This is a genomic window from Bradyrhizobium sp. HKCCYLS3013, assembly GCF_051167615.1.
In the GTDB taxonomy this organism is placed as follows: domain Bacteria; phylum Pseudomonadota; class Alphaproteobacteria; order Rhizobiales; family Xanthobacteraceae; genus Bradyrhizobium.
On record NZ_JBNPTK010000022.1, the window covers coordinates 79,545 to 91,304 of the forward strand.

12 protein-coding genes are annotated in these 11,760 nt (G+C 64.3%); 10 read left to right on the forward strand and 2 right to left on the reverse strand.

What is annotated here, in order from left to right:
• Positions 1 to 323 precede the first annotated feature (323 nt).
• A complete protein-coding gene (locus ACQR1F_RS29000; protein ID WP_434885305.1) occupies positions 324 to 722 on the forward strand; it encodes a hypothetical protein in 399 nt (132 codons plus the stop codon).
• Between the two features lie 194 nt (positions 723 to 916).
• On the opposite strand, the gene ACQR1F_RS29005 is transcribed toward ACQR1F_RS29000, so the two are convergent.
• Entirely contained in the window at positions 917 to 1,393 is a 477-nt protein-coding gene (locus ACQR1F_RS29005; protein WP_434914322.1) for a peptidoglycan-binding domain-containing protein, read from the reverse strand.
• 451 nt (positions 1,394 to 1,844) lie between these two features.
• On the opposite strand from ACQR1F_RS29005, the gene ACQR1F_RS29010 reads away from it, so the two are divergent.
• The 8 genes from ACQR1F_RS29010 (at position 1,845) to ACQR1F_RS29045 (ending at position 10,217) form a co-directional block, all read left to right on the forward strand.
• Positions 1,845 to 1,982: a hypothetical protein gene (locus ACQR1F_RS29010; protein ID WP_315805093.1), complete on the forward strand. Its 138-nt coding sequence runs from the start codon at positions 1,845 to 1,847 to the stop codon at positions 1,980 to 1,982.
• Positions 1,983 to 2,370: 388 nt separating this feature from the next.
• On the forward strand, positions 2,371 to 3,369 hold the full coding sequence (locus ACQR1F_RS29015; protein WP_315805092.1) for a Bug family tripartite tricarboxylate transporter substrate binding protein: 999 nt from the start codon (positions 2,371 to 2,373) through the stop codon (positions 3,367 to 3,369).
• A gap of 10 nt (positions 3,370 to 3,379) precedes the next feature.
• Complete coding sequence (locus tag ACQR1F_RS29020) at positions 3,380 to 3,874, forward strand: tripartite tricarboxylate transporter TctB family protein (RefSeq protein ID WP_316238662.1); 495 nt, start codon at positions 3,380 to 3,382, stop codon at positions 3,872 to 3,874.
• Between the two features lie 41 nt (positions 3,875 to 3,915).
• Positions 3,916 to 5,415, forward strand: a complete 1,500-nt coding sequence (locus ACQR1F_RS29025) for a tripartite tricarboxylate transporter permease (RefSeq protein ID WP_434864285.1) — start codon at positions 3,916 to 3,918, stop codon at positions 5,413 to 5,415.
• Positions 5,416 to 5,633: 218 nt separating this feature from the next.
• Complete coding sequence (gene oxlT, locus ACQR1F_RS29030; RefSeq protein WP_315716169.1) at positions 5,634 to 6,920, forward strand: oxalate/formate MFS antiporter; 1,287 nt, start codon at positions 5,634 to 5,636, stop codon at positions 6,918 to 6,920.
• Positions 6,921 to 7,164: 244 nt separating this feature from the next.
• The gene (gene oxlT, locus ACQR1F_RS29035) at positions 7,165 to 8,478 is read left to right on the forward strand and encodes an oxalate/formate MFS antiporter (protein WP_315805089.1); all 1,314 of its coding nucleotides are present in this window, start codon (positions 7,165 to 7,167) and stop codon (positions 8,476 to 8,478) included.
• A gap of 212 nt (positions 8,479 to 8,690) precedes the next feature.
• The gene (locus tag ACQR1F_RS29040) at positions 8,691 to 9,110 is read left to right on the forward strand and encodes a CBS domain-containing protein (protein ID WP_315805088.1); all 420 of its coding nucleotides are present in this window, start codon (positions 8,691 to 8,693) and stop codon (positions 9,108 to 9,110) included.
• 138 nt (positions 9,111 to 9,248) lie between these two features.
• On the forward strand, positions 9,249 to 10,217 hold the full coding sequence (locus tag ACQR1F_RS29045; protein WP_434914323.1) for a quinone oxidoreductase family protein: 969 nt from the start codon (positions 9,249 to 9,251) through the stop codon (positions 10,215 to 10,217).
• A gap of 74 nt (positions 10,218 to 10,291) precedes the next feature.
• Here ACQR1F_RS29045 and ACQR1F_RS29050 read toward each other — a convergent pair whose 3' ends face one another.
• Positions 10,292 to 10,420, reverse strand: coding sequence for a hypothetical protein (locus tag ACQR1F_RS29050; RefSeq protein ID WP_315716165.1), 129 nt, complete (start codon positions 10,418 to 10,420; stop codon positions 10,292 to 10,294).
• Between ACQR1F_RS29050 and ACQR1F_RS29055 the strand changes: the two genes are divergently transcribed.
• Positions 10,401 to 11,714 (forward strand): cation diffusion facilitator family transporter, encoded by a 1,314-nt coding sequence (locus ACQR1F_RS29055; RefSeq protein WP_434914324.1) that lies wholly within the window; start codon positions 10,401 to 10,403, stop codon positions 11,712 to 11,714. The genes ACQR1F_RS29050 and ACQR1F_RS29055 overlap by 20 nt on opposite strands.
• The last annotated feature ends 46 nt before the right edge of the window (positions 11,715 to 11,760 follow it).

The following is an 11,760-nucleotide window of genomic DNA, read 5'->3' on the forward strand; positions in this document are numbered from 1 at the left end:
TCGCCGACCCGATTGCGCGTGACCCACAGCCTCGATTGCTACGATCTTTGATGTTTTGTCCCGCGGATGATCGAAAATCACGATATGCAGCCAGAGCGGACGCGAACCGCCCCCGAAGAGCACACTGGCATAGCCCTGCCCACTCGCAGACCTCCGAGAAACATTTCGTTTTGATCCAGAGCAAGGTCCTCTCGCGCTTCGATGTGCATTCTGCGAGGGCTCCCGTGGAGGTGTGCAGCGATGCGTCCCAACTTCACACTGCCGGAGCTTGAGAACGCGTTGGAACGCGGCGTATGGCGATTGTGGTGCGATGGAGGGATGTCTTGGTAAGTCCGATCAGGAAGCCGCCGATCCTGGGGCACCCTCCCGTCCAACTCGAAACGTCCGTGCCGAAGGGCGGAACCAAGACCCCAAACATCGTCCACCCGGACGGCCACGACACCGCGTTCTCGATCCCCGCCGGCAAGACATTCGTGGTAACCGATGTCTCCGTTCAGCGGCTGTCCGTCCTTGGTACGGCGATGTTGTTGGAGGTCTCGCTGACGCAGGATATTCCCTCCAGCGGAGGAACGACAAATCGCTGGAGCTTCGTCGGGGAGACGACAGCCAATGTCGAGCGGACCTTCAGCACCGGAATTGCTTTCTCGACGCCGTTCGTGGTGAGAAACGGCAGTCAGAGCGGCGACACGGTTGTGGTTCGACTTTGGGGGTTCTTCCGATAGCGATCGAGCTGGCGCGCGCCAATTCTGGTCCGGAGGTCGCCTCCAGCAGCTCCTGATCCGGCCCCGCTTCGGCGGGGCTTTCATATCGCCGCCGTCGGCAAGCGCAGGGCGTCGAGAAGACGAAGGCCGCTTCAGCGGGCAGGTCCTACGGAAGAAATTGCCTCGAGCAACTTCCAACTCTTAGATCTGACGAGCTACCTGCCAAATATTCCGCCCACCACACGGTGCATCGCGCCGCCGATCGCGCCGATGGGACCTCCGACATTCCGCTGATGTCGCGCGCGCCCCGTGCTGCGACGGGCCTGGCGGTCGGATTTGGCTGCCTCGGTGGCTGAGTGCATCAGGACCTTGTGCTGGGCGGCGTTGAGGAAGCCGGTCGTGGGATAGCCGCGCTCCTCCTGCCAACGCGCGATGACGGCGCGGGTCTGATCGTCGAACGTGCCATTGATCTTGGTGCCGAACCCCAGCCGGGTGAGCCCGCGCTGCACGGCACGACGCTTCGCCTTGGTGAGGCCGATCTGGTTCTCGGTCTGCTGATTGGCTTCCTGGTCAGCGGTCGCCGTGTCGGCGGGCGCCGATGCTTCACGCGGTGCGCTGCTCAGACCAGCGTGAGCGACCTGCGCGCTTCCGGCGATCGCCAGGATGGACAGTGCCACGATCAAGGCGCGCATGGCCTTATCCTTCGCCCTCAGGTCTGCCGATGACACGTTTCGAGGAATACAGCGCGACGCACTGAACGATCAACATCCGGCGACGCCACTCCGCTTCGTTGCAGAGTAACTGCGGCCCGGGCAGCACAGTTCCCTCACCTCGGGCCGATCGTTCCGTCGCGTTGCACGCGCGGGATCGGCGCACGGGATGGCAGATGTCGGCAGTCGCCGAGATACCCGGAGTTTGCCGGCTCGGTCCGCCGAGGAGGGATCGAGACCGACCGGCGCCTCGGTTGGGCGGCTCTTTCCATATGAAAATGCCGTTCGCGATAAGAAACCCCAATCGTAACATTCCTGCCGCATCGCAAAATGCTCATGCCGCTATGCAATATCGATCGTTGTATCTGGCATCTGGTATACGTAAATTCTCCTCAGTCAGAACGTCATACCGCCTCACTGAAGGAGACAAACCATGGCCAAGACCGTTGCCCTCCCCCTCGTTCAGCCCGTGTCCCTGTTCGGCCGCTTCCTCGCCGCCCTCGACCGCGTGCTGATGATCAGCGCCCGCGCTGCCAACCGCAACGGCGACCTGCCCTATTTCGGTCTCTGAGGCCGAAGGCGCTTCCGGCGCGCAGCCAGCACCGAAGCCCAACCAAGAGCCCCGGACCTCCGGGGCTTTTGCTTTTCGCGACACCCCACCGCCTGCGACAAATTGGCCTGCCAGGCATCCCACCCAATCTCCTCAATTGCGGTCGGTCACCTCTTCATACCAAAATCAAATCGGTCGATTGGCTGCGGATGCACCTCTTGCTGCCTGATCCCGGCTGCCAACACAACTTTTGGCTGCATGGGCATCGCGGGGGAGTCCGGAGCTGACGACGGCCTGAAGCGCGGCACGGCGGAAAATGCCGCCGGCCGGGCTCGACAGGTCAGTGGTTCGATTGGGCACAGCGGCCGCAAGAAGCCGTGCGCTCCGGGAATGAAGGGGAGAAAGCGTGATGAAGCGTTCCGTGTGCGTGGCCGTTATGGCCGGCATCGCCCTGATGGCAGGGCATATCCCGGCTCTGGCGGGATGGGAGCCCGTCCGGCCGGTCGAGTTCATCGTTCCGGCTGGCACCGGTGGCGGTGCCGATCAGATGGCCCGGACCATCCAGGGCATCGTCACCAAGCACAATTTGATGAAGCAGCCGCTGGTCGTGATCAACAAGTCCGGTGGCGCCGGCGGCGAAGGCTTCCTCGACGTCAAGGCGTCGGCCGGCAACCCGCACAAGATCATCATCACGCTGTCGAACCTGTTCACGACGCCGCTCGCGACCGGCATTCCTTTCAACTGGAAGGACCTCACTCCCGTCGCCATGCTGGCGCTCGACGAGTTCGTGCTCTGGGTCAACGCCGAGAAGCCCTATGCGACCGCCAAGGACTACATCGATGCGGTCAAGCAAGGCGGCGGCACCTTGAAGATGGGCGGCACCGGCTCGAAGCAGGAAGACCAGATCATCACGGTGGCGATGGAGAAGGCGACCGGCGCGAAGTTCACCTACATTCCCTACAAGGGCGGCGGCGAAGTGGCCGTGCAACTGGTGGGCAACCACATCGAATCCACCGTCAACAATCCCATCGAGGCGGTGGCGCAATGGCGCGGCGGCAAGGTCAGGCCGCTCTGCGTCTTCGACGACAAGCCGATGGGCTATGACGAGCCGATCACCGACGGCAAGGCCTGGAAGGACATCCCGACCTGCAAGTCGCAGGGGCTCGACATCGAATATCTGATGCTGCGCGGCATCTTCATGTCGCCACGGGCCACCAAGGACCAGATCGAATACTACGTCGACCTGTTCAAGAAGGTGCGGGAGACGCCGGAGTGGCAGGAGTTCATGAAGACCGGCGCCTTCAACACCACCTTCATGACCGGCGCCGATTATGCCAAATGGGTCGAGACCGAAGAGAAGCGGCACGAGCTCCTGATGAAGGAAGCCGGCTTCCTGGCCTCGAACTGAGCGCCCTCGCATGAGCCGTCAAGGTGGATCCGCCGGCCCGAGCCACAAGGCGGTCGAGGTCGGCGTCACGCTCGCGATCGCGCTGTTCGGGATCATCGTGATCCTCGGCAGCGTGAAGGCCGGGATCAACTGGGGAGCCGAAGGACCGCGGGCAGGATTCTTCCCGTTCTACGTCGGACTTTTCATCGTGGCGGCCAGCGCGATGAACTTCCGCAGCACGCTGCGCGAGGATGACGGCCGTGTCTTCGCTGAATGGGGGCAGCTGCGCCAGGTCATGAGCGTGGTGGTGCCGACGGCGATCTATGTCGGCGCCCTGCCTTTCACCGGCCTGTACGTCGCCTCCATGATCTTCATCGCATGGTTCATGCGGTGGCTCGGCAAATATGGCTGGCTCACGGTGGCAGTGGTCGCGATCGGCATGCCGGTCGTGACCTATCTGATCTTCGAGCGCTGGTTCATGGTTCCCCTGCCCAAGGGGCCGGTCGAGGACTGGCTCGGACTCTAACAAGAAAACTCATCCGCTGAGGGTTGCAGGACCAAGCCGGCATGGAAGAACTCGCCAATCTGTTTCACGGCTTCGCCGTCGCCCTCCAACCCTTCAACATCATGGTGATGATCCTCGGGATCGTCCTCGGGGTGATCATCGGCGTGCTGCCGGGATTGGGCGGCGCCAACGGCGTCGCGATCCTGCTGCCGCTGACCTTCAGCATGCCGCCGACCTCGGCGATCATCATGCTGTCCTGCATCTACTGGGGCGCGCTGTTCGGCGGCGCCATCACCTCGATCCTGTTCAACATACCCGGCGAGCCATGGTCGGTCGCGACCACCTTCGACGGCTATCCGATGGCGCAGCAGGGCAAGGCCGGCGAGGCGCTCACGGCAGCATTCACCTCGTCCTTCGTCGGCGCGCTGTTCGCGGTCATCATGATCACGCTGATCGCTCCGCTGGTGGCCGGCTTCGCGCTTCAGTTCGGCCCCGCCGAGAAGTTCGCCGTCTACTTCCTCGCCTTTTGCAGCTTCGTCGGCCTGAGCAAGGAGCCGCCGTTCAAGACGATCGCGGCGATGATGATCGGTTTCGCGCTCGCCGCAGTCGGCCTGGATTCCATCACCGGCCAGCTCCGGCTCACCTTCGGCATCACCGAGCTGCTCAACGGCTTCGACTTCCTGATCGCCGTGATCGGCCTGTTCGGCATCGGCGAGATCCTGCTGACGATGGAGGAAGGACTGAGCTTCCGCGGCGGCAACGCGCAGATCAATCTGCGCGTTGTGCTGCACACCTGGAAGGAGATGCCGGCACACTGGCTCACCGCGCTGCGCTCCTGTGTGATCGGCTGCTGGATGGGCATCACCCCCGCCGGCGCCACGCCGGCCTCGTTCATGAGCTACGGCATCGCCAAGCGCCTCTCCAAGCGCGGCAAGAAGTTCGGCCATGGCGAGATCGAGGGCGTCGTCGCGCCGGAGACGGCAGCCCATGCGGCGGGCACGGCGGCGCTGCTGCCGATGCTGTCGCTCGGCGTGCCCGGCTCCCCCACGGCGGCGGTGCTGCTCGGAGGTCTGTTGATCTGGGGCCTGCAGCCGGGGCCGATGCTGTTCGTCGAGCAGAAGGAATTCGTCTGGGGCCTGATCGCCTCGATGTATCTCGGCAACCTCGCCGGCCTGCTCGTCGTGCTGACCTGCGTCCCGGTGTTCGCGGCGATCCTGCGCATTCCCTTCAGCATCATCGCGCCGCTCATCCTCGTGCTCTGTGCCATCGGCGCCTATTCGGTGCACAGCAGCACGTTCGATGTGGTGCTGATGCTGGTGTTCGGCGTGCTCGGCTATCTGTTCAAGAAGTGCGGCTATCCGCTCGCGCCGCTGGTGCTCGCCATCGTGCTCGGCGACAAGGCCGAGGAGGCCTTCCGGCAGTCGCTGCTGGGATCCCAGGGATCGCTCGCGATCTTCTTCTCCAACGGGCTGGTCGGCACCATCATGGCGCTCGGGTTGATCGCGCTGTTCTGGTCGGCGATCCAGCAGGGCTACAACCGGTTGCGGGCGTTCGCCGCATAAACCCGCCCTTACTTCGATAGTTGAGCTACAAAGATCCTCTGCTGCGTCGTATTGTCGCTGCAGCGATTTGCCTTGCTTCTGCAGGCTTTTTTGTCGATCGCTGGTCTACCAGCGCCAACCGGCTCGATGAATCCGCTTGTCTATTGGCATATCATATACCAAACTCCGTATAGCTGTTAGGACAAAAATAGACAGCAAATAGACAGCCTGGAGGAAACATGACGGACTTGGCTCACGCGGGGGCGCCCGCATCTGCAAGAGTAAGCGACGCCTATCGCTGGACGCAGCTCGCGGTTGGCGTCCTGGCGATGGTGATGATCGCCAACTATCAATATGGCTGGACCTTCTTCGTCCCGGATATCGCCAAGACGTTCGGCTGGGATCGCGCCTCGATCCAGTGGGCGTTCACGCTGTTCGTGCTGTTCGAAACCTGGCTCGTGCCGGTCGAGGGCTGGTTCGTCGACAAATACGGCCCGCGCATCGTCGTGCTCGTCGGTGGCGTGCTCTGCGCCATCGGCTGGATGATCAACGCCTACGCCACCTCGCTCAACGGCTACTATCTCGGCATGATCATCGCGGGCATCGGCGCCGGCGGCGTCTACGGCACCTGCGTCGGCAACGCGCTGAAGTGGTTTCCCGACAAGCGCGGCCTCGCGGCCGGCATCACCGCGGCCGGCTTCGGCGCCGGCTCGGCGCTCACCGTCGCACCGATCCAGGCCATGATCCGCGACTCCGGCTTCCAGACCACCTTCCTGTATTTCGGTCTCGGCCAGGGCATCATCATCGTCATCCTCGCCTTCTTCCTGTTCGCGCCCAAGGAAGGCCAGGTGCCCGCGGTCACTCAGAACACCAACCTCGTCCAGAGCCGCCGCAACTACAACCCGACCGAAGTGATCCGCCAGCCGATCTTCTGGCTGATGTACTTCATGTTCGTGATCGTCGGCGCCGGCGGCCTGATGGTGACGGCCAACCTCAAGCCGATCGCCGGCGACTGGAAGGTCGACAACATTCCAGTGACGCTGATCGGCATGACCATGACGGCGGTGACGTTCGCAGCCACCATCGACCGCGTTCTGAACGGCCTGACGCGTCCGTTCTTCGGCTGGATCTCTGACATGATCGGCCGCGAGAACACGATGTTCATCGCCTTCGGCATGGAAGGCATCGGCATCTGGGCGCTGTACATGCTGGGCCACGATCCGGTGTGGTTCGTGATCCTCTCGGGCTTCGTGTTCTTCGCCTGGGGTGAGATCTACTCGCTCTTCCCCTCGACCTGCACCGACACGTTCGGCACCAAGTTCGCGACCACCAATGCCGGCCTGCTGTACACCGCCAAGGGCACGGCAGCGCTGCTGGTGCCGATCGCGAACTACATGCAGCAGTCCTCCGGCAATTGGGACCGCGTCTTCATCATCGCGGCCGGCGCCAACATCCTGGCATCGATCCTCGCGATCGCGGTGCTCAAGCCCTGGCGGAGGGTCGTGGTGCAGAAATCGACGCTCTGACGCACCCCTTCGCGCCGCAGCAAAAATAAAAAAAGAACGCTTCCAGATTGACGACGCTCGGCATTTTGCCGAGCGTTTTCTTTTGCTTGGCGGACTGTTTCGGTCTCGCTGCAAGGCAACATGTCGCACCCTGTGTCGCAGGCCATATTGCAGACTGGAATATATTATACCAGAATGGCTCGATGCGCAGATGAGGAGCGCGCTCGCAGCGGCATCCTCCAACAGAGCGCGTTTGGGAGGACACATGGTTTCCAGCACAGAGGCAACACCGCCTGTCCAGGCACAGTCCAGCGGCTTCCGCTGGCTCCAGCTCGCGATGGGCATCATCTGCATGGCGATGATCGCCAACCTGCAATATGGCTGGACACTGTTCGTCGATCCGATCGACGCGAAGTTTCACTGGGGTCGCACGGCGATCCAGCTGGCCTTCACGATCTTCGTCGTCACAGAAACCTGGCTCGTGCCGGTCGAGGCGTGGTTCGTCGACAAATACGGCCCGCGCCTCGTCATCATGTTCGGCGCCGTCATGATTTCGCTGGCATGGGTGCTGAACTCCTACGCCGACTCGCTCACCCTGCTCTACGCCGGCGCCGTCATTGGCGGCATCGGTGCCGGTGCGGTGTACGGCACCTGCGTCGGCAATGCGCTGAAATGGTTTCCCGACCGCCGCGGGCTCGCCGCTGGTGCCACCGCCGCGGGCTTCGGCGCCGGTGCGGCGCTGACCGTGGTGCCGATCGCCAGCATGATCGCCTCGAGCGGTTATCAGAGCGCCTTCTTCACCTTCGGCATCGGCCAGGGGTTGGTCGTGTTCGTGCTCGCGATCTTCCTGCGGCCGCCGACGGTTGCGGTGCCGGCCCGCAAGAAGCAGCTCAACCTGCCGCAGACCAAGATCGACTACACGCCGCCGCAGGTGCTGCGCACGCCGATCTTCTGGATCATGTATCTGGTGTTCGTCATGGTGGCCTCCGGCGGCCTGATGACCGCCGCCCAGATCGCCCCGATCGCCCACGATTTCAAGATCGCCAACGAGCCGGTGTCGCTCGCCGGCTTCCAGATGGCGGCGCTGACGTTCGCGATCTCGCTCGATCGCATTTTCGACGGCTTCGGCCGCCCCGTGTTCGGCTGGATCTCCGACACGATCGGTCGTGAGCACACCATGTTCATCGCCTTCGGCACGGCCGCCTTGATGCTGCTGACGCTGTCGAGCTACGGGCACAACCCGATCGTGTTCGTGCTCGCCACCGCCGTCTATTTCGGCGTCTTCGGCGAAATCTACAGCCTGTTTCCGGCGACCTCGGGCGATACGTTCGGCAGCAAATACGCCGCGACCAACAACGGCATGCTCTACACTGCGAAGGGCACCGCCTCGCTCTTGGTCCCGCTCGCCAGCATCGTCTCAGCAAAGTATGGCTGGCAGGCCGTGTTCGTGATCGGCGTCGCGCTGAACGCGACGGCCGCCTTGATGGCGCTGTTCGTGATCAAGCCGCTGCGCCGGGCCTTCATCCTCGGCAAGGAGCCGGTCACCGAGCCGGTGACGCAGGACGCCAGGATGGCGTGACGCCACGGTTTCCTCCCGCGACTTCAGGAGGCGCACCAGCGGTGCGCCTCTTTTTTTTGCGCCGGGGCGGGATGCCCCGGTCATATCCGGCAGTGTCGCTGACGTGTTTTTTCGGTGGCCTCGCGCACGAAAAGCCATCAAACCCGATTGACTTCTGGCATAACGTATACCAGACTTCCTCCCGTTCACTACCAACCAAACGGGAGGGTGCCATGAAGGTCGGAGACATCCTGCGCAACAAGATGGCGCGCGTGATCACGGTGCGAATGAACGAGACCGTCGGCGTCGCGGCGCAGCTGATGCGCGCCAGCAACGTCAGCGCCCTCGTCGTCAAGGATGTCGTCCGCACCGAGGGCAACACCGCGGCCGGCATGTTCACCGAGCGCGATGTCGTGCGCGCCATCGCCGAGCATGGCGCCGCCGGCGTCAACCTGAAGGTCTCGCAATTGATCTCGCCGCAGCGGCTGATCTCCTGCAGCACCGAGGATACGCTCGAACACGTGCGGCACCTGATGAACGTGCACCACATCCGCCACCTCCCGGTCATTGTCGACTTCGCGCTGGCCGGCGTCATCAGCATGCGCGACGTCTCCTCGGCCTTCGACGAAGCGGAAGCTCCAGTCGCCGCCTGACGCATCCAGCCCGGTCAGCGGAACCGGTTCAATCCTGAGAGAACCTTGTCGGAGCTGCGCGCCGCCTGTTAGGCGGTGCGCAGAGAGGAGCGGCACAGTAAGGTCGCCGTTCATGCTGACCCGACAGGATTCCTTGCGATGAAAGCCTATGTCTACGGCGCCCAGGGCGCCGCGATCACCGATATCGCCAAGCCCGCGCCGAAGGGCACGCAGGTGCTGGTGCGCGTGCGCGCCTGCGGCCTCAATCGCGCCGATCTCGGCATGACCAAGGGGCATGTGCATGGCGCCGCCGGCGGCGTCGGCACCGTCCTCGGCATGGAATGGGCCGGCGAGGTCGCCGAGCTCGGGCCCGACGCCAGGGGCGTGAAGATCGGCGACAAGGTCATGGGCTCGGGCAGCGCGGCGTTCGCCGAATACACCCTTGCCGACGATGGCCGGCTGTTCCACGCGCCGTCGAACATGAACTTCGACGAGGCCGCCACGCTGCCGATCGCGCTGACCACGATGCACAACGCCGTCGTCACCAACGGCGCTTTGCAGCCGGGCCAGCGCATGCTGGTGCAGGGTGCGAGCTCCGGCGTCGGGCTGATGGCGATGCAGATCGCCAAGCTCAAGGGCGCCCGGCTCGTGATCGGCTCCTCGACCGATGCGATGCGCCGCGGACGGCTCAAGGAGTTCGGCGCCGATCTCGCCATCGACTCCAGCGATCCTGCCTGGGTCGACCAGGTGCTGCAGGCGACCAACGGCGAGGGCGTCGATCTGATCATCGACCAGGTGTCCGGCAAGGTCGCCAATCAGAACCTCGCCGCAACCAAGGTCCTCGGCCGCATCGTCAATGTCGGCCGGCTCGGCGGCACCCATGCCGACTTCAACTTCGACCTGCACGCGGCGCGCCGCATCACCTATGTCGGCGTCACCTTCCGCACCCGCTCGATCGAGGAGATCCGCGCGATCTTCGACGAGGTGAAGAAGGACATCTGGGGTGCGGTCGAGCAGCGCACGCTGCGGCTGCCGATCGACCGCGTCTTCGCCTTCGACGACATTGGCGCGGCGTTCGCGCACATGGAGGCGAACAAGCATCTCGGCAAGATCGTGGTGACCTTGTGAACGCAACCTTCTGAGATTTAGAAGCACTCGAAACAGCGCGCGGTCCACGCACATGGACCGCGCGATCCCGGCTTTCATGGTGCGGCCTCGGCTGCTACATCCGCCGCCATGAGAGACGCCGCCTCCCATGTCGATTCCGGGAAAACCCGTGTCGCCGCGATCTCGATCGCGGCGAGCGCCAGCATGGCCGCGGCGAAGTTCATCGTCGGCATCCTGATCGGCAGCCTCGCGCTCGTCTCCGAGGCCCTGCACAGCGCCGTCGACGTCGTCGCCACCGTCATCACGTGGATGGTGGTTCGGGTATCGGACCGGCCGGCCGACGACGAGCATCATTACGGCCACGGCAAGCTGGAGAGCCTGTCGGCGCTTGGCGTCATCGCCCTGCTCTACGTGCTGGCCGGCGGCGTGCTGGTCGAGTCCGTCAGCCGGCTGCGCGAGGCGGCGGCACCGCCGTCGCTGTCGGCGATTCCGTTCGTGGTGCTGCTGATCGACATCGCCGTCAATTTCTGGCGCGCCCGCGCGCTGCAGCGGGCCGCGCACGAGACCCACAGCCAGGCGCTCGCCGCCGACGCTCTGCATTTTGCCTCCGACGTGCTCGGCTCGATCGCCGTCATCGCCGGCCTGGTCCTCACCGCGTTCGGGTTCTGGTGGGGGGATTCCGCCGCCGCGGTCGCCGTCGCCCTGATGATCTCGATGCTCGGCCTGCGGCTGGCGCGCTCCACCGTAGAAACACTGCTCGACCGCGCGCCGGAGGGCGCGGCCGAAAAGGCGCGCGCCGCGATCCGTTCGATCAATGGCGTCGTCGATGTCGAGCGGCTGCGGGTGCGGCTCGTCGGCGCGACGCATTTCGTCGACGCCACGGTGCAGGTGCCGCGCACCTACCCGATCGACCGCGTGCACGAGATCAAGCGCGATGCGCAGGCCGCGGTCGATGCCAGCCTGTCCGGCGCCGACGTCACCTTCACGACGGTACCGGTCGCGCTCAGCAATGAGAGCGTGCGCGAGCGCATCATGGTGATCGCGCGCAATTCCGGCCTCGCGATCCATCACGTCACCGTCCATGATGTCGGCGGGCGCCTGATCGTCGCGATCGACCTCGAGGTCGACGGCGACATGAGCCTGTTCGCGGCACATGCGATCGCGCACGAGCTGGAACGCTCGATCCGCGACGAATTCGGCGCCGATGTCGAGGTCGACACCCATATCGAGCCGCTCGAGCCCGAGCTGCCATTCGGCGTCGACGCGCCGGCGCAGCGGATCGCCGAGATCGCCGCGGCCCTGCAGCGCCTCGCAGCCGAGACCGACATGTACGACGTGCACAATGTCCGCGTCCGCAACACCGAGGCTGGCGAGATCGTCAACTTCCACTGCCGCGCAGCGCCGTCGATGAGCGTGCTGAAGGTGCACGACAATGTCGACCACATCGAGCGCGGAGTGCGTCGCGCCTTCCCGAGCGTCAAGCGCGTCATCAGTCACGCCGAGCCGCCGCACGGTTGAGGCCTGAACGTCACGCTGCGTTCCCGCTTCGGACTCACTCTGCCGG